At 65.7% G+C, this 16,103-nt stretch carries 20 protein-coding genes; 4 read left to right on the top strand and 16 right to left on the bottom strand.

Annotated features, from left to right (window positions below; translation table 11 throughout):
* Nucleotides 1-7 precede the first annotated feature (7 nt).
* The 4 genes from T8S45_RS00545 to rplU form a co-directional block, all read right to left on the bottom strand.
* Nucleotides 8-610, bottom strand: a complete 603-nt coding sequence (locus tag T8S45_RS00545; RefSeq protein WP_188641172.1) for a TetR/AcrR family transcriptional regulator — start codon at nt 608-610, stop codon at nt 8-10.
* A gap of 9 nt (nt 611-619) precedes the next feature.
* Nucleotides 620-1,153, bottom strand: a complete 534-nt coding sequence (locus T8S45_RS00540) for a GNAT family N-acetyltransferase (RefSeq protein WP_322294274.1) — start codon at nt 1,151-1,153, stop codon at nt 620-622.
* Nucleotides 1,154-1,303: 150 nt separating this feature from the next.
* Nucleotides 1,304-1,573, bottom strand: coding sequence for a 50S ribosomal protein L27 (gene rpmA / locus T8S45_RS00535; RefSeq protein WP_188641170.1), 270 nt, complete (start codon nt 1,571-1,573; stop codon nt 1,304-1,306).
* A 32-nt stretch (nt 1,574-1,605) separates the two neighbouring features.
* Nucleotides 1,606-2,118 carry a 50S ribosomal protein L21 gene (rplU, locus tag T8S45_RS00530; RefSeq protein WP_322294273.1) on the bottom strand — a complete coding sequence of 171 codons (513 nt, stop codon included), beginning with the start codon at nt 2,116-2,118 and terminating at the stop codon, nt 1,606-1,608.
* Between the two features lie 195 nt (nt 2,119-2,313).
* Here rplU and T8S45_RS00525 point away from each other — a divergent pair, with 195 nt between their 5' ends.
* On the top strand, nt 2,314-2,817 hold the full coding sequence (locus T8S45_RS00525; protein ID WP_322294272.1) for a hypothetical protein: 504 nt from the start codon (nt 2,314-2,316) through the stop codon (nt 2,815-2,817).
* Entirely contained in the window at nt 2,814-3,500 is a 687-nt protein-coding gene (locus T8S45_RS00520; protein ID WP_322294271.1) for a Crp/Fnr family transcriptional regulator, read from the top strand. Before T8S45_RS00525 ends, T8S45_RS00520 begins: the two co-directional genes overlap by 4 nt.
* An 8-nt stretch (nt 3,501-3,508) precedes the next feature.
* Here T8S45_RS00520 and T8S45_RS00515 read toward each other — a convergent pair whose 3' ends face one another.
* From T8S45_RS00515 to T8S45_RS00505, 3 genes are all read right to left on the bottom strand, one after another.
* The gene (locus T8S45_RS00515; protein ID WP_322294270.1) at nt 3,509-3,964 is read right to left on the bottom strand and encodes a hypothetical protein; all 456 of its coding nucleotides are present in this window, start codon (nt 3,962-3,964) and stop codon (nt 3,509-3,511) included.
* 76 nt (nt 3,965-4,040) lie between these two features.
* Nucleotides 4,041-4,343, bottom strand: coding sequence for a Rossmann fold domain-containing protein (locus tag T8S45_RS00510; protein WP_322294269.1), 303 nt, complete (start codon nt 4,341-4,343; stop codon nt 4,041-4,043).
* Nucleotides 4,340-4,714: a dihydroneopterin aldolase gene (locus T8S45_RS00505; RefSeq protein WP_322294268.1), complete on the bottom strand. Its 375-nt coding sequence runs from the start codon at nt 4,712-4,714 to the stop codon at nt 4,340-4,342. Before T8S45_RS00505 ends, T8S45_RS00510 begins: the two co-directional genes overlap by 4 nt.
* A 74-nt stretch (nt 4,715-4,788) precedes the next feature.
* On the opposite strand from T8S45_RS00505, the gene T8S45_RS00500 reads away from it, so the two are divergent.
* Nucleotides 4,789-5,532, top strand: coding sequence for a DUF1499 domain-containing protein (locus T8S45_RS00500; RefSeq protein WP_322294267.1), 744 nt, complete (start codon nt 4,789-4,791; stop codon nt 5,530-5,532).
* Here the strand turns inward: T8S45_RS00500 and T8S45_RS00495 are convergent.
* The 7 genes from T8S45_RS00495 to T8S45_RS00465 form a co-directional block, all read right to left on the bottom strand.
* A complete protein-coding gene (locus tag T8S45_RS00495) occupies nt 5,529-6,422 on the bottom strand; it encodes a class I SAM-dependent methyltransferase (RefSeq protein ID WP_322294266.1) in 894 nt (297 codons plus the stop codon). The genes T8S45_RS00500 and T8S45_RS00495 overlap by 4 nt on opposite strands.
* Nucleotides 6,419-7,819, bottom strand: coding sequence for a threonine synthase (gene thrC / locus T8S45_RS00490; RefSeq protein WP_322294265.1), 1,401 nt, complete (start codon nt 7,817-7,819; stop codon nt 6,419-6,421). Before thrC ends, T8S45_RS00495 begins: the two co-directional genes overlap by 4 nt.
* The gene (locus tag T8S45_RS00485; protein ID WP_322294264.1) at nt 7,816-8,442 is read right to left on the bottom strand and encodes an SURF1 family cytochrome oxidase biogenesis protein; all 627 of its coding nucleotides are present in this window, start codon (nt 8,440-8,442) and stop codon (nt 7,816-7,818) included. The genes thrC and T8S45_RS00485 overlap by 4 nt, the downstream gene beginning before the upstream one ends.
* 15 nt (nt 8,443-8,457) lie before the next feature.
* Complete coding sequence (locus T8S45_RS00480) at nt 8,458-9,285, bottom strand: cytochrome c oxidase subunit 3 (protein ID WP_188641161.1); 828 nt, start codon at nt 9,283-9,285, stop codon at nt 8,458-8,460.
* 111 nt (nt 9,286-9,396) lie between these two features.
* A complete protein-coding gene (locus tag T8S45_RS00475; protein ID WP_322294263.1) occupies nt 9,397-9,969 on the bottom strand; it encodes a cytochrome c oxidase assembly protein in 573 nt (190 codons plus the stop codon).
* Between the two features lie 4 nt (nt 9,970-9,973).
* On the bottom strand, nt 9,974-10,120 hold the full coding sequence (locus T8S45_RS00470) for a cytochrome c oxidase system small membrane protein (protein ID WP_322294262.1): 147 nt from the start codon (nt 10,118-10,120) through the stop codon (nt 9,974-9,976).
* A gap of 9 nt (nt 10,121-10,129) precedes the next feature.
* Nucleotides 10,130-11,011, bottom strand: a complete 882-nt coding sequence (locus tag T8S45_RS00465) for a heme o synthase (protein ID WP_322295251.1) — start codon at nt 11,009-11,011, stop codon at nt 10,130-10,132.
* 169 nt (nt 11,012-11,180) lie between these two features.
* Between T8S45_RS00465 and T8S45_RS00460 the strand changes: the two genes are divergently transcribed.
* Complete coding sequence (locus tag T8S45_RS00460; protein WP_322294261.1) at nt 11,181-13,169, top strand: hypothetical protein; 1,989 nt, start codon at nt 11,181-11,183, stop codon at nt 13,167-13,169.
* Nucleotides 13,170-13,222: 53 nt separating this feature from the next.
* Here the strand turns inward: T8S45_RS00460 and ctaD are convergent, their stop codons facing one another.
* Together ctaD and coxB are read right to left on the bottom strand one after the other, a co-directional pair.
* Nucleotides 13,223-14,944: a cytochrome c oxidase subunit I gene (gene ctaD / locus T8S45_RS00455; RefSeq protein WP_322294260.1), complete on the bottom strand. Its 1,722-nt coding sequence runs from the start codon at nt 14,942-14,944 to the stop codon at nt 13,223-13,225.
* A gap of 25 nt (nt 14,945-14,969) precedes the next feature.
* On the bottom strand, nt 14,970-16,046 hold the full coding sequence (gene coxB, locus T8S45_RS00450; RefSeq protein WP_188641156.1) for a cytochrome c oxidase subunit II: 1,077 nt from the start codon (nt 16,044-16,046) through the stop codon (nt 14,970-14,972).
* Nucleotides 16,047-16,103 lie beyond the last annotated feature (57 nt).

Genomic DNA, 16,103 nt, shown 5'->3' with positions numbered 1-16,103 from the left:
ATTCGGATCAATCCTTCGCCGTCTGATGAGCCGCGATCGAATCGGCGAGCATGCGTTCGGCACGGTCGCGTGCGGTGTCGCGCGGGAGGCGCAGCGACTTGGCGAGCGGCTGACCCATCAGCGCATCGCCCAGCGCCAGCAGCACCAGCGTCAACGTTTCTTCGTGGACCCGCATCTTCTCGCCGTGTGCCTCGCTTTCCTCGGGCGCGATCTCGTCGACGAGATCGTGGATCGTCTCGACGATGGGATCGAGCGCGTCCTCGTTGCCGGTGAGGATCATCCAGCTGGCGAGCTGTCCCGCGCCTTCGCGATCGAACGCATCAAAGGCGAGATCGACCACTTCGCGCGGCGACCCCAGCCCCGCCCGACTCGCGCGCACCGCTTCGATGATCGTCTCGCAGACCGTCTGCGCGAGGTACGCCGCAAGCGCCTTCTGCAGGCCCGAGGCCGAACCGAAATGATGCAGCAGATTGGCATGGGTGCGCCCGACCCGCGCGGCGACCGCCTTCAACGTCACGCTCTGCGGACCGGCTTCGATCAGCAGCGCGCGCGCCGCTTCGAGCGCGGTACGACGGCTTTCTTCGGGCGATAGGCGTTTGCGGGTGGCCATGCGCGATTCCTAAGCGGCTTTCGCGGCAAGGCAAGGGCGCACACCCAAGCTTAGCGCATAGTGCTTGCACGGAGCCACCGTGCCGCGCCCCGCGCTGTGGCGCTCCGAAACTTCTCCGGTCGGCAGGAATCCGACCTTCTCGAGCACGCGGCCCGACGCGGGATTGTCAACGAAATGCCCGGCGACAAGATCGCGGTGGCCGCACAACCGCGCGATTTCGAGCACCGCCAGCGCAGCCTCGGTCGCATAGCCCTGGCCCCAGAATTCGCTGGCGATCCAGTAACCGAGCTCGATCTTTCCTGCGCGCTCGTCGATCCCGATGCAGCCGACCAGCTTGGCGTCGCTCGCCCGGGTGACAAGGAAGCGGGGGCAGCGCGGATCGATCGGCAGCGCGACGAAGGCCCGCGCATCGTCTTCGCAATAGGGCCAGGGCGCGCGCGCGAGGTTGCGGACGATGGCTTCCTCGCCGATCGCGGCGAAGATCGCGTGCGCGTCTTCGGGCCAGGGTGGCCGCAACAGCAGCCTGTCCGATCTGTGAAACATTGCAACGTCCCCTCTTGCCGGACCTCCCTCAAGGTCCGGAGTCGCGAGGGAGACGAAAAAAGGGAGACGGGCCTGGCCCCTCTCCCTCTTCGGCCGGATATAGCTCCGGCGGGGCCGTCCCGGTGGACAGCCCGTGTCTAAGCTGCCCGATTATTCGGCGGCGACTGCCATCTCGTCGATCGAGACGTATTTGCGCGCCTGCTTGCCCGAGTGGAAACGCACTCGGCCGCCGGTAAGCGCGAAAAGGGTGTGGTCCTTGCCCATGCCGACATTGGTGCCCGGATAGAACTTGGTGCCGCGCTGACGCACGATGATGTTGCCCGGAACGACTTCCTGGCCACCGAACTTCTTCACACCGAGGCGACGGCCGGCTGAATCGCGACCGTTGTTGGACGAACCGCCTGCTTTTTTATGTGCCATGGCTCAATAACTCCTGACCGGACGCGTCCGGCTTACTTCTTTTCGGTCTTCTTCGCAGCCGTTTTCTTGGCGGCGGGTTTCTTGTCCGCGGCCTTCTTGGTCGCAGCCGCTTTCTTCGGCGCGGCCTTCTTGGCGGCGGGCTTCTTCTCGTCGGCCTTCTTCGCCGGAGCCTTCTTCGGAGCGGCCTTCTTGGCCTCTTCCTTCGGAGCGGCTTCCTTCTTCGGCGCAGCCTTCTTCTCGGCCTTGGCATCGCCGACCTGAATGATGCGCAGCAGCGTCATCTGCTGGCGGTGGCCGGCCTTGCGGCGATAGTTGTGACGACGACGCTTCTTGAAGACGATCGTCTTCTCGCTCTTCGCCTGCGCGATGATCTCGGCCGAAACCGCGACTTTCGAGGCGTCCTTGATATCGTCGCCCTCACCGGCAAGCAGGACGTCGCCCAGCTTGATGGTGTCGCCGGCTTCGCCAGCGAGCTTTTCGACCGCGATTTTGTCTCCGGCGGCAACCCGGTATTGTTTGCCGCCCGTGCGCACGACTGCGAACATGGTGCTAACTCTTTCTCGTTACTGCAATCAGCGGCTCCGAAAAGCCGCACTCCGACGCCGCGCGAGTTGCGCGGTTGCCGGGAAAGCGGTGCCGTTAGTCGAAGACCCAACAGCTGTCAACGCGAAGCGCCCCAGATTCTCGGTCCAACTGGAACATTCTGGCGAACTCGCTCGCACATGCTATGGGGCGAGCTGATGAAGCGCGTCGCAATCCTCTTCTCCATATCGGCATCGCTCGCCGCCTGCGCAAGTGGCGGCGACTATCCCAGCCTTGCGATTCGCGACGGCGAGCGGATGACGGGCAGCGCCACGACGCCCGAGCCCGCCCAGCCTGCAGAGCGCGTTGCGCTGTCGACCGACACCACCACCCGCGTTGCGCAACTCGAGGAACTGGGCCGAGCCAATCATGCCGAGTTCGCCAAGCTCGAATCGCGCGCCTCGCGACTGGTCGCGGTAGCCCGCGGCAGCGCGATCACGACCAAGGCCAATGCATCGGCGCAGATCGCGCTGGCAGAATTGCAGTCCGCGCACGAAGCAACCGTGTCGGTGCTGGCCGAACTCGACGTCCTGCTCGCCGAGGCGACGCTGGCAGACGCTCAACTGACGACGATCGAGGCGGCCCGCGGCGAAGCGGCGCGACTGGCCGAGGAAGAACGCACCACTATCGCCCGACTCGCGGCCGACCTGCCATCGCAGTGACCGACGAACTCGCCTGTGCCCAATGCCCGGTCCGCGATCGCGCGGCCTGCGCCTCGCTCGACGAACGCGAACGCGCCGAGCTCGCGCGCGGCGGCCGGAGGCGCGATCTCGCAGCGGGCGAAACGCTGTTTGCGGTGGGCGACGACAATGCGACCTGCGCAACTCTCGTCTCGGGGGCACTAAAGATCGTCTCAACCGATCCGGAGGGCGAGGAGCACATCCTTTCGCTGATCCATCCGGCCGGTTTCGCGGGCGAGCTGTTCGCCCCGCTAACCGACCACGAAGTGGTGGCACTCACCGACTGCCGCGTCTGCCTGTTCTCGCGCAAGCAGCTCGAAGCGACGATCGAACGGTTTCCGCAACTGGGTGCGGCGCTGCTACGCAGGGCGCAGGACGATCTCCACGAAACGCGCCGCTGGCTCGACCTCGCACAGACCGGCGATGCGCGGCGTAAGGTCGGCGGGGCCTTGATGGCCTTCGCAGAAGCGGCCAGCGATTCGCCGTGCCATCCGGCCCGCCGCTTCGATCTCCCGCTCAGCCGGGCAGAACTGGCTTCGCTACTCGGCCTGACGATCGAGACCGTGAGCCGACAGGTCACCCGCTTCGAACGCGACGGGGCGATCCGCCGACACGGAAAGCGCGGGATCGAACTGGTCGACCCCGCGCCCCTCACTGGCGGCTGACGTTCGGGTCAGGCCGTCAACCCCCAGATCGTCACGATCGCGACTCCCCACCCGAGCACGACCAGAGGCACGACGTACATCTGCGCGATCGCCGCATTCGCGCTGCAGCGGCCTGTCGCGGTCATCACGCCGCGCAGCTGGAATTCGGCCCAGCGCGGGGACTTGACCGGATTGTCGGGCTTCATCCCGACCCACAGTGCGGGCACCGCGAAGATCGCGACGGTAAACAACATGCAGATCGCGATCGGGATGAGCAGTGCTGGTGCGGCAAGGCCGAAACCCAGGATCGCGAGAAAGGCGAGGAACACGCCGCCGAGACCGATATGGAGCGCCGGCGGGAAACCGAAGCTGCGATCGACCGCGACCGGCTGCTGCGGCGCAGTCTCGATCGCGGGCAGGATTTTCGCAAGCGTATCGACCTTGGCGAGGGTGTCGAGTTTCGGGCGTTCGAGATGTTCGGTCATGGCTTTGCCTTCCTTTCGGCAAGCCTTGTGCCCCGTGCGGGCTGATGCCGCCTTGATCTCGATCAAGCCATGCGGATTACCTCGCGAGCCGCAAATATTGGCCGGTGACGCCTGGGGCCTCAGCAAAGTAATCCTCCGCCTCTCCGATCGCAGCATCATTGTTCGACGCCACGGCATTCACGCGGCGCCGTGGCGCCGCTTCGCGCGCCAGCTCCTGCACCGCGGCGAGGCGCCAATTGCGGTGCGAGTGGTCGGCGGGAGAGAACACCAGCAGCAGGTCGTCGTCGCAGCTGCGCGCCTGCGACAGCCAGCTTTCCTGAAAGCAGGCCGCGGCATCGAGCGGCTCGTCCGAAAGGGCAGGGATGCGGAGCGTCTTCACGCGCGCCGCTCCCGCAGCAGCGTGATCCCGATCTTCTCGCCCGCCTCTGCGATGGCGAGCTTGACGATCTTGACCTCGACCCGATCGATTCGGGTGTCCTGCAGGAACAGCGTCTCGCAGACATGGTCGGCAACCGCCTCAATGAGCTTGAAATGGACGCCTTCGGGCAGCGCGTCGGACGCGGCGAATTTGAGGTCCATGTAGTTCTTGCTGTCGGCCAGCGGCGTCTCCGCATCGTAGCGAGGCAACGGTCGCATCCACACCCGGATGGTAAAACGCAGCGGCTGCGCCTTGCCGGTTTCTTCAGAATAGATCCCGGTGAGCACGTCGTGCTCGAAATCCGCGACTTCGAGGATCAGGCTGTCGGCCAAGCGCAATGCTCCTTTGCAAAGAGCGCGCGACGTGACACATGCGGACACGACCTGTCCAGAGGGGGAACCGAGCCATGACGACTTCGCACAACAGACATTGGACCGCGTGGCTGGGCAAGCTCGCGCTCACGCTGTCGCTGGCCGCGATCGTGGTCGCGCTGGTCGGCACCACGCTCGCCCGGTTCGATGCGATCGAGAAAATGACCGGCTTCATGGGCTTCGTCTACGCGCTGCGTTCGGCGATGTGGCTCGCCGGCTTCGCCGCGCTGGCGCTGGTGCTGAGCTGGGTGCTGGGCAAGCGCACGAGCTGGTCGGCGCTGGTCGGCCTGCTGGCGGCGGGCGCGTTGATGGCGACCGGTGCATGGCTGCGCGGCGAGGCGGGCAAGTATCCCGCGATCCACGACGCCACAACCGATCTCGAAAGCCCGCCCGCATTCACCGCGCTCGAAATTCCCGAAGACAATCTGCGTGGAGTCGAGAGCGAGGCCGATTGGCGCGAATTGCACCGCGAAGGCTATCCCGATCTCGCGCCGGTCGAGGTACCCAGTTCGGTCGCCGACACGATCGCGCGGGCCGAGGAACTGGCCGAAGAGCGCGGCTGGACTGTGATCGCATCCGACGCCGAAGCCGGCAGGCTCGAAGCGGTCGCCTATGCCGGGTGGATCAAGTTCGAAGATATCGTGGTGCTCACCGCCGAGCCGAACGAGTCAGGCGGATCGATCGTCAACATGCGCTCGATCAGCCGGGTGGGTGTGAGCGACCTCGGCTACAACGCCAAGCGGATTCGCGAATTCCTCGCGGCCCTGGAAGCGGGCTAGGCGTTCGACCAGCGGGCGAACAGCGCGGTCGGCAGGGTCCGACCGCCCTCGCCTTCCTCTCGCACGGCGAGTTCCCCGAATTCGATCCTGCCGGGCAGGTGGGCGAGTTTTTCCGCCAATAGCTGTCCGAGCGACAGCGCGCTCATCCTCACCGCGTAAACGGTGAGGAACAGGAAGCGGCTGTCGCCATCGAGCAACTGCCCGCAGTCGCCGATTAATTCCGGCAGGCCGTCCTCGATCCGCCAGGTCTCGTTCTTCGGCCCGCGCCCGAATTTGGGCGGATCGAGGATGATCCCGTCATAGCGGTTCTCGCGCCGCACCTCGCGTGCGGCGAATTTCATCGCATCGTCGACCAGCCAGCGGATCGGTCGCCCCTCCATGCCCGACATCGCCGCGTTTTCGCGCGCCTGCGCGACCGATTTCTTCGACGCATCGACATGGGTGACGGGCCCGTGCTCGCTGAGCGCCAGGCTGCCCACCCCGGTATAACCGAACAGGTTCATCGTCGGGCGGATCGCGGCGCGTTCGCCAAGCTGAGCGCCCATCCACTCCCAGACCGGCGCCATGTCGGGGAAGAAACCAAGATGGCGGAACGGCGTGCATTGCGCGGTGAATTTGGCGGACCCCCAATTGAGCGTCCAGCCGTCCTCCGGCACCTCGGGCGAAAGGTTCCAGCGACCGCCGCCGTCCTCGTCGCTACCAGGCACGAACTCGCCGTCAGCGGGCCACTCGTCGAGCCGCGGCTGCCACAGTGCGAGCGGTTCGGGTCGGATGAAGCGATAAGGGCCATAGCGTTCGTATTTGCGACCATGGCCGCTGTCGAGCAGGCCGTAATCGTCCCAGGCTTCACCGACCAGCAGGCGCGGGGTCATGTCGAGTGCGAGGCTCATGCGAGCGTCCTTGCAATGTCCTCGAGGTGCGATGCAACCGCCTTGGGATCGGCGTCGACGGTGGCGTAGCGCTCCTCGCGCCCGAAAATCGCCCGCAGACGCTCGGGCGCGGCGGGCCCCTCGCCGAGCGCCTCGGCGACCGCATCGGGAAACTTCGCCGGGTGCGCGGTGGCCAGCGTCACGATCGGCACGTCGTGCGGCAGGTCGGAGGCAAGCGCGGCATGCAGCCCGGCGGCCGTGTGCGGATCGATCACCTGCCCCGCGCGGTCGCGCGCCCAGCGCATCGCATCGGCGATCGCACCTTCATGCGCCGAAGCCCCGGCGAACATCGCATCAAGCACCCGGCGCTGCGCCGCGGTGAGGTGGAAGCGACCCTCTTGCGACAGGAGCTCCATCTGGCCCGGCGTGGCGGCGGGATCTGCCTCGAACAGCAGGCGTTCGAAATTGCTCGCAACCTGGATGTCCATCGCCGGCGCACTGGTGGCGAGCGCTTCGCCGCGTTCGTATAGCCCGGTCGCGATCGTGCGCGGGAGGATCGCATTGGCATTGCTGGCCACGATCAGCCGCTCGACCGGCAGGCCCATGGCACGCGCGACATGGCCTGCGAAAGCATTGCCGAAATTGCCGGTGGGCACGGCAAAGGCGAGCGGACGGTCGACCGCGTTCAATTTGGCCGCAGCGGCGAAATAGTAAGGGACCTGTCCCGCGATCCGCAGCCAGTTGATCGAATTCACCGCGCCGAGGCGCAGGTCGCCGACCCCGCTCGCGAACAGCTGCTTCACGATGCGCTGGCAATCGTCGAAGCTGCCCTTGACCGCGAGATTGACGATGTTCGGAGCGTCGACCGTGGTCATCTGCCGCCGCTGTACCTCGCTCACGCGACCCTCCGGGTGGAGCATGACGAGGCCAATATTGGCGCGGTCCGCGATCGCCGCGATGGCCGCCGATCCGGTATCGCCGCTGGTTGCACCCACCAGCACCAGGGGCTTCCCGCCTTCCTCGGCGTCGATCAGCTCGGCCATGATGCGCCCGACCACCTGCAGCGCAAAGTCCTTGAATGCCAGTGTCGGGCCGTGGAACAGCTCGAGCAGCCAGTGGCGCCCGGCGAGGGGTACCAGCGGCGCGACTTCGGGATCGTCGAAGCTCACATAGGCTTCCTGGCAAATCTCGAACAATCGCTCGTCGGGGATCGCGTCCCCGACGAAGGCCGACAGGATCAAAGCGGCGAGATCGGGATAGGGCAGCTCGGCGAGGTCCGCGATCCGGGCCTTGGGCAGGCGCGGGATGTCCGCCGGCATCCACAACCCGCCATCGGGCGCGGTACCGGAGAGGGCGACGTCGCGAAACGATGCGCGCTCCGCGGAGCCGCGCGTCGAGACGTATCGGATCGCGCTCACGCCCGCTCGCGCCAGCGACGGCGCAGCGCGAAGGCGTAGATGACCAGGGCCGTGAAGGCGAAGAAGAACCACTGCCCGGCATAGGCCCAGGAAGTGTTCTCGTATTCGGCGGGGTCAGGCTGTCGTGAGGCCTTGAGGCCGGCCTTCGGTTCGCTCGCGACGATCATCGCCGCGCGGTTGGACGGGCGAAACGACAGCCGCTCGAGGAACCCGCGATCGTCGGGGCCCTGCGCGGCGAGTCCCTCGATCACGCCGCCATCCCACTCGACGACGGTGTCAGGCCGCTCGGCGACACCGATCTGCGTCTGGAAACTGGCACCGCTCGCGCGGTTTACGCAGGTCGCGATCTGGCGCCACCCGGTCCGGCCCGCAGCGTCCTTACCGCCGGCGACCTCGATCCTCGTCACCTCGTCGCAGGTCGCACGCAATCGGCGGAAGAGGTAGCGCTCGTCCCCCGCCTTGCCGAAGGGATAATCGAGCAGCGGCTGGGTCGGACGTTCGACCATCGCCTGCTTCAGCCGGTCGCGCTCCGCACCGCGGCCCAGTTGCCAGATGCCGAGTGCGATCATCGTCGCGACCGCGGCCGCGACGACGATGGTCGGAATGATGGGCAGGCGCCTCATGCGAGGGCCCCTCGCTTAGTGAGTCGGGTAGCCCCAGCCGCCCCAGACGTAGACGACGATGAACAGGAACAGCCACACGACGTCGACGAAGTGCCAGTACCACGCCGCAGCTTCGAAACCGAAGTGCTGGCGCGGGGTGAAGTGGCCCTTGTACGACCGCACCAGGCACACGATCAGGAAGATCGTGCCGATGATGACGTGGAAACCGTGGAAACCGGTCGCCATGTAGAATGCCGAACTGTAGGTGTTGCCCCCGAAACCGAACGGCGCCGCAGCGTATTCGTACGCCTGGATGCAGCTGAACAGCACGCCGAGGATGATCGTGGCCCACAGGCCCTTCTTGAGGCCTTCGCGATCACCATTGATCAGTGCGTGGTGCGCCCAGGTCACGGTGGTGCCCGAGCATAGCAGGATCAGCGTGTTGAGCAGCGGCAGATCGAACGCGTCGATCACTTCCTCGATTGCGGCGGGCGGCCATTGCCCGTCGACCACTTCGGTCAGCGTCGAGGGGAAAAGCGAAAAATCGAACCAGCTCCAGAACCAGCCCACGAAGAACATCACTTCGGACGCGATGAACAGGATCATGCCGTAGCGCAGGTGGAGCTGCACGACCGGGGTGTGGTCGCCCGCATGCGCTTCGCGGATGATGTTGCCGAACCAGCTGAAGAAGGTGAAGACGAGACCGATCAGGCCCGCGATCAGCACCGGGGTGCCGAAATTGAACACGTCCGGGTGGAAGCTCATCACCATGCCGGTCGTGAACGTCAGCGCGCTCAGCGAGCCGATCAGCGGCCACGGATCGGGATCGAGAATGTGATAGGTGTGCGACTTGTTACCGGCCATGATGTCCATCTTTCGGATGAAGGTGTGCCGGTGCCCTTAATCGCCCGCGCCGCCGGGGTCTAGGGGGTGAGGACGGGTTTTCGTGCTACTTTCGCAACGACGACCCGCGCATCAGGACTCGTCCTCGACCTTGCGATGGAAGGTGTAGCTCAGCGTGATCGAATCGAGGTCCTCGACCAGCGGGTCGTCGAGGATCGCGGGATCGACGTAATAGACCACCGGCATCCGCACTTCCTGCCCCGGCTCGAGCCGCTGTTCGGTGAAGCAGAAGCACTGCACCTTGCTGAAATACTTGCCCGCCTCATTGGGGAAGACGTTGAAGCTCGCCGACCCGACGATCGGCTCGGACCCGGTGTTGCGCGCGAGGTAGATCGCCTGGTCGCGGCTACCGATGGCGATCTTGTCGGTCGCCTGTTCGGGGCGGAAATCCCACGGCATGTTGCGCGCGACATTGGCATCGAACCGGATCACGATATCGCGCGTTGCCCCGCTCGCCGCCAGCCGTTCGGCGAGGCTCGCATCGCTGTCGCTGGCGCGCTGCGTGGTTCCGCCGAAGCCGGTCACGCGGCAGAACAGGTCGTAAAGCGGCACCGCGGCATAGCCCAAGCCCAGCATGCCGACCGCGAAGGCCAGCATGATAAGGCCGGTGCGCTTGTTGCGCTGCTGGAGAGGCTGCGTGGCCATCGGTCTACATCCGGGCGATGGTGATGCCGTAGAATAGCGCGACGAAGCCGGCCAGCACCAGCGCGAGCACGATGTTGCGCTGCCGCTGGATCGCCTTGCGACGAAGCTCTTCGTCCTGCGGGTCGCGCGGAGGGTCTTGGCGTGGTTCCATGATCTCTATCTAGGGTGTGAGCGCGAACCGGTCCACCACCAGCATCGCGAACAGCGCGAAGAGGTAGAGGATCGAGAATCCGAAAAGGCGCTTTTCCGGGCGCATCGCATCGCCTTCTTGCGTACGGCGCAAGCCCACTTGCGCAGATAGCAGCAGGAACAGGCCCGACAGCACCGCCGCGCTGGCGCCGTAGATCCAACCCGTCCCGCCGATCCACCACGGCGCGAGGCTGAGCGGAAGGAGGATCGCGGCATAGATCAGGATTTGCCGCCGCGTGGCCTGTTCGCCCGCGACCACCGGTAGCATCGGGATGCCGACGGCTTCGTAATCGGTCTTCACGAACAGCGCGAGCGCCCAGAAGTGCGGCGGGGTCCACATGAAGATGATCGCGAACAGCAGCACCGGCATCGCGGTGATCTCGCCGGTCGCCGCGACCCATCCGATCATCGGCGGGAACGCCCCGGCCCCGCCGCCGATGACGATGTTCTGCGGCGTTCGCGGCTTCAGCCAGATCGTGTAGAGCACCGCGTAATAGACGATCGACACGGCGAGGATCGCAGCCGCAAGCCAGCCAATCGCGAGGCCCATGATGCCCACCGAGGCGGCGGAGAGCATGATCCCGAAATCGCGCGCCTGCGTCCGGTCCATCCGGCCCGAGGGCAGCGGACGCTTCGAGGTGCGTTTCATCCCGGCGTCGATATCGGCTTCCCACCACTGGTTGAGCGCGGCCGCCCCGCCCGCCCCGATCGCGATGCACAGGATCGCGGCGAAACCGAGAAACGCGTTGATCCGCTCGGGCGCAGCCAGCAGGCCGCACAGCCCGGTAAAGATCACCAGCGTCATCACGCGCGGTTTGGTCAGCGCGAAGAAATCGCGCCACTCGGCAGGCATGGCGGGCTTCGGCGCCGCGTTGGGGGGATCGATGGATGTCACGACAAGCGCGCCTATAGGCCGTCAATCGCCGCGTGGAAAGCGACCGATGCACTGGTACGAAATCGACAATCGACGCGCCGGGGAAGGAAGTGGCATAAGCGCTCGTACCACGGAGGGAGAGCCAAGGGTGAACAAGCGATACGCGGCGCTGCTGGCCGCCACGGCCTTTTCGCTGGCCGCTCCCGCGACCCTCCACGCACAACCGGTCGCTGCGGACGAGGCGGAAACGGATATCACAGCGATGCAGACCGCGTTCGCCGCCGGGGTGGCGGGCATCTCCGACGATGATCCGCAAGCTGCCCGCGCCGGGTTCGAGGACGTGTTGTCGCTTCACCTCGCACGAACCGGCGGGGGAAACGTCGCGCAGTTTCTCGCCGCTGGGTCCGATGAGAGGCTTGCACACTACACTGCCTGGCTGACCGCGCGCAGCGCCGGCTTCGACGAGGGAGACTGGCGGGAGTACGAATATTTCTCGCTCGTCGCGGAGAGCTATTCGGCGATCCTCGGCCTGAGATCCGATCTGTTCGAACGCGAGGAGCTGATCGAGAACGTCGCGCGCGGGCTGGGTGTCATTGCCTTCGCGGCCGCCCTGCAGGGAAATTACGAGGCGCTCGCCAAGCTCTACGCGCCGGTCCTCTCCGGTCCCGACGCCGCGCTGGAGGCCGCGGCTGCACAGGAAATTTTCGAACGGGCACGAAGCGAGTGGTCGTGGGGCGGGCCCCGGCGCGACCGCGCGCCGAGACTGGTCCTCGAAGTGCTGGCACTGTTCGATCGGACCGGGGGACGCGCCGGACAGGTAGTCGGCCAACTCCATGAGCTGCAGGCGGCCATCGCTGAAAGCGAAGGGAGGATCGACGATGCGCAAACGGCGCTGTCCGGGACCGCCGGCGAGATCGATCCGCAGCGACGTGCGGGCCTGCTGATCCAGCAAGGACGAGTTCGGGCCGCGCTCGAACTGGTGCTCGGTCGCGCCGATCGGCTCGGTGCGGGCGAATTATCGCTCGAGGACGCGCGCAAATTGCTCGAAATCGAGGGCTGGACCGGTATCGGGCCCGAAGGCCAGCTCGCGCTCCATGAAGCGATCCTGCCGGCCTTCCGCCGCGAATTGACGATCGAGGACGAAGAGCTCCGCACACTCCTATCCAGCCATGCGCAGGCGCTCTACGAGGCCGGCCGGGCAAGCGAGGCCGAGCCACTCCTCGCGTCGCTTCTGCGGTTCTACGAAGCGCGGTTCTCGCTCGATTCGGGTTGGGGTTTCGAATTCGCCGACCGGCTGGCGAAAACGCTCGAAGCGCAGCAACGGCTGGCCGAAGCCGGCGTGCTCTACCGCCAGCTATGGGAGATCGCGCTCGGCTACGAACAGTATGCGGAGTCGGCGACGCTCGATTCGTTCGCTCCCTACATCGCAAACTTGCTGGCCCGTGGCGAAAACGCAGTGGCGGAGCGAGAAACCGGAGAGCTCCTCGCCCAGGCGCGAACGGCCGGTGCCCGTGATCACGTTCTCGCGGGTTACCTCTTGCTGAGCGCCCAGGCGCTACTCGCGAGCGGTAAGCAGGATGCGGCGCAACAGGCCGCGCGCGAGGCGGTCGCCCTCGGTCGCGGCGACGACGAGTGGACAGTGCCCGCAGGCTTCGATTCGATCGAACGCGACAGCCGCCGCCTCCTCGCCGAAATTCTCGAGGCGGACCGACGCTACGCGGCAGCCGAGTCGCTGCGCCGGAACGTCTTGGTCCGCACCCAGGAAAGTTCAATGGTGCCGCGCGAGGGAATCGAGATGCGGCAGGCGCGGCTCGAGCTGGCCCGCAACCTCGCCGCACAAGGCAAGGACGAGGCCACCGCACTTTTCGCGCGCGAATTGCGCGTGCTCGGAGACGTTTACGGTCGCAACAGCCCTGAAGTGCTGGCGGTCTCCGATCCGTTCGCTCGTTACCTGCTTGAAACCGATCGTCCCGTGGCGGCGCTCGTTCCGGCCCGGCGCGTGCTCTCGGCCCGGCTGGCCGCACGCGGTCGTACCGATGCGGCGGCAGGCAATGCCAACGAGGCGGCACTGGCCGCGGGCCGCCGCGATGCCGCGCTGCTGGTAGTCGCTGCCGCGTGGAGCGCCTCCCGGCCATAGAAAAAGGGCGCCCCCGCAGGAGCGCCCTTTTCGTTTCAACCTTCGCCTGGCGCTCAGTGCGCCGGCGCGGGCTTGATGTGGTGGTGGTGGTCGTGGTGGTCCTCGATCACCGGCAGCGTTTCGAACTGGTGGAACGGTGGCGGGCTCGACAGGCTCCATTCGAGCGTCGTGGCACCTTCGCCCCAGTAATTGTCTTCCGCCTTGCGGCCAGCAAGGATTGCGTAGGCGAGGTTGACGAAGAAGATCACCATCGACGCGGCCATGATCACGTAGCCCCAGCTCGCCACTTCGTTCCAGCCTGCATAGGCTTCGGCGAAGTCCGGATAGCGCCGCGGCATGCCCTGCACGCCGAGGAAGTGCATCGGGAAGAAGATCACGTTCACGCCGATGAAGAACACCCAGAAGTGCAGGTGGGCGAGGAATTCGCTGTGCCAGCGACCGCTCATCTTCGGGAACCAGTAGTAGAATCCCGCGAAGAGCGAGAACACCGCACCCATCGACAGCACGTAGTGGAAGTGCGCGACCACGTAGTAGGTGTCGTGGAGGTTGTCGTCGACGCCGCCATTCGACAGCACGATGCCCGTGACGCCGCCAACGGTGAAGAGGAAGATGAAGCCCAGCGCCCAGACCATGGGCGACTTGAACTCGAGACTGCCGCCCCACATCGTGGCGACCCAGCTGAAGATCTTCACGCCCGTCGGGACCGCGATGATCATCGTTGCGGCGGTGAAGTACATCTTCGTGTTCACGTCGAGGCCGACGGTGTACATGTGGTGCGCCCACACGACGAAGCCGATCACGCCGATCGCGACCATCGCGTAGGCCATGCCGAGATAGCCGAACACCGGCTTGCGGCTGAAGGTCGCGACGATCTGGCTGACCATGCCGAAGCCCGGCAGGATCATGATGTAGACTTCGGGATGGCCGAAGAACCAGAACAGGTGCTGGTAAAGGATCGGATCGCCGCCGCCCGCGGGATCGAAGAACGTCGTCCCGAAATTACGGTCGGTCAGCAGCATGGTGATCGCGGCGGCGAGGACCGGCAGCGCGAGCAGCAGCAGGAAGGCGGTCACCAGCACCGACCACACGAACAGCGGCATCTTGTGCAGGGTCATGCCCGGCGCGCGCATGTTGAAGATGGTGGTGATGAAGTTGATCGCCCCGAGGATCGACGCCGCACCCGCAAGGTGGAGCGAGAAGATCGCGAAGTCGACCGCGGGCCCGCGCGAGCCGAGCGTGGAGAGCGGAGCGTAGACCGTCCAGCCCGTACCCGCACCGTTACCCGTGCCGCCTGGCACGAACATCGAGAACAGCAGGCTGCAGAAGGCGACCGTGGTCAGCCAGTAAGAGATGTTGTTCATGCGCGGGAACGCCATGTCCGGCGCACCGATCATCAGCGGCACGAACCAGTTGCCGAAGCCGCCGATCATCGCCGGCATGACCATGAAGAACACCATGATCAGGCCGTGCGCGGTAATCAGCACGTTCCACATGTGGAGGTTCTGGTCGAAATTCGCCTCGCCCCCCATGAAGTTCACCCACCAGCCGAGGTACTGGATACCGGGTTCCATCAGTTCGGCGCGCATGATGCCCGAAATCGCGCCCCCGATGATCCCCGCGAAGATCGCGAAGATCAGGTAGAGCGTGCCGATGTCCTTGTGGTTGGTCGACAGGAACCAGCGCGTGAAGAAGCCCGGCTTGTGATCGTGATGCGCATCGTGCGCGTCATGATCGGAGTGAGCCGGAACGTGTTCGGGATTTGCGGTCGTGGCCATGGTCTTTGCTTACCTTAGCGAGAAATCAGTTGGCGGCTTCGGCGGCGGCGCCGGCCGAATCGGTGGGCGCTTCGCCCGCGGTCTCGGCACCTTCGGTGCTCGAGGCGGGGGCAGCCAGCGGCGCGGCTTCGCTGTCTTCGGCGGTGTCGCCGCCGACGGTGCCGCCCTGCGCGGCGACCCACTGTTCCCAGCGCGCCATCGGCACGGCTTCGATCGCGATCGGCATGTAGCCATGGCGCGCGCCGCACAGCTCGGAGCACTGGCCGTAATAGATGCCCGGCTCCTTGATGGTCAGCACTTTCTCGTTGATCCGGCCCGGCACGGCGTCGAGCTTGAACCACAGCGAAGGCACGGCGAACGAATGGATCACGTCGGCCGCCGTGGTCTGCAGGCGGATCGGCACGCCGACCGGCAGCACGAGGCGGTTGTCGACTTCGAGCTGGCCCGGGAAGCCTTTTTCCTTGGCCTCGGCCTCGTCCATCATGTTCGAGGTGATTTCGAAATCGCCGTTGTCGGGGAACGAATAAGTCCAGTACCACTGCCAGCCGGTCGCCTTGACGGTGATCGCATCGGCGGGCGCGGGCTTGTACTGCGCCCGGATCAGGTTGATCGACGGGATCGCGATCCCCAGCAGGATCAGCGCCGGAATGACCGTCCAAAAGACTTCGAGCACGGTGTTGTGGCTCGTCTTCGACGGCACCGGGTTCGCGCCGCGACGATACTTGGCGATCACCAGCAGCAGGAGCACCAGCACGAACAGCGAGATGATGACGATCACCGGCATCAGGATCGCATTGTGCAGGAACAGGGCGCTTTCGCCGGTCTCAGTATATTGCGGCTGGAAGGTCCAGCCCCAGTTTTCCGGCTGACCCTTGATCATGTCGGGGCCCATATATTCGTAGCTGCCTGCTTCTTCGCCGACTTCGGCATCAGCCAGCGCCTCGGTGGCGGCGGCAGGCGCGTCGTCGCCCGCGGCCTGCTCGACCTGGGCGGCCTGTTCGGTTTCGGTCGCGGTGTCCTGAGCGGCGGCAGCACCTCCCAGCGCGAGCGAGGCCGCAGCGGCCCCGGCAAATACGAAACGGCTCAAATTGCGAAGAATCATGGCAGTGATGTCGCTTTCCATCGTGGAATACCGGCTTGGGAACCCGCTGTCGCGCCG

This window comes from Pseudoblastomonas marina (assembly GCF_034374265.1).
Taxonomy (GTDB): domain Bacteria; phylum Pseudomonadota; class Alphaproteobacteria; order Sphingomonadales; family Sphingomonadaceae; genus Alteriqipengyuania_A; species Alteriqipengyuania_A marina.
Note: the sequence above shows the minus strand (reverse complement) of the source record. Positions and strands in the feature narration are given on the sequence as shown.

Excerpts from the sequence above, each read along its gene's own strand:
- T8S45_RS00500 (WP_322294267.1), top strand. The coding sequence starts at position 4,789 with ATGACGACTTCGCACAACAGACATTGGACCGCGTGGCTGGGCAAGCTC.
- T8S45_RS00545 (WP_188641172.1), bottom strand. The coding sequence starts at position 610 with ATGGCCACCCGCAAACGCCTATCGCCCGAAGAAAGCCGTCGTACCGCG.
- rpmA (WP_188641170.1), bottom strand. The coding sequence starts at position 1,573 with ATGGCACATAAAAAAGCAGGCGGTTCGTCCAACAACGGTCGCGATTCA.
- T8S45_RS00485 (WP_322294264.1), bottom strand. The coding sequence starts at position 8,442 with ATGAGGCGCCTGCCCATCATTCCGACCATCGTCGTCGCGGCCGCGGTC.
- T8S45_RS00540 (WP_322294274.1), bottom strand. The coding sequence starts at position 1,153 with ATGTTTCACAGATCGGACAGGCTGCTGTTGCGGCCACCCTGGCCCGAA.
- T8S45_RS00465 (WP_322295251.1), bottom strand. The coding sequence starts at position 11,011 with ATGCCTGCCGAGTGGCGCGATTTCTTCGCGCTGACCAAACCGCGCGTG.
- T8S45_RS00495 (WP_322294266.1), bottom strand. The coding sequence starts at position 6,422 with ATGAGCCTCGCACTCGACATGACCCCGCGCCTGCTGGTCGGTGAAGCC.
- coxB (WP_188641156.1), bottom strand. The coding sequence starts at position 16,046 with ATGATTCTTCGCAATTTGAGCCGTTTCGTATTTGCCGGGGCCGCTGCG.
- rplU (WP_322294273.1), bottom strand. The coding sequence starts at position 2,118 with ATGTTCGCAGTCGTGCGCACGGGCGGCAAACAATACCGGGTTGCCGCC.
- T8S45_RS00525 (WP_322294272.1), top strand. The coding sequence starts at position 2,314 with ATGAAGCGCGTCGCAATCCTCTTCTCCATATCGGCATCGCTCGCCGCC.
- T8S45_RS00480 (WP_188641161.1), bottom strand. The coding sequence starts at position 9,285 with ATGGCCGGTAACAAGTCGCACACCTATCACATTCTCGATCCCGATCCG.
- T8S45_RS00470 (WP_322294262.1), bottom strand. The coding sequence starts at position 10,120 with ATGGAACCACGCCAAGACCCTCCGCGCGACCCGCAGGACGAAGAGCTT.
- T8S45_RS00475 (WP_322294263.1), bottom strand. The coding sequence starts at position 9,969 with ATGGCCACGCAGCCTCTCCAGCAGCGCAACAAGCGCACCGGCCTTATC.
- ctaD (WP_322294260.1), bottom strand. The coding sequence starts at position 14,944 with ATGGCCACGACCGCAAATCCCGAACACGTTCCGGCTCACTCCGATCAT.
- T8S45_RS00515 (WP_322294270.1), bottom strand. The coding sequence starts at position 3,964 with ATGACCGAACATCTCGAACGCCCGAAACTCGACACCCTCGCCAAGGTC.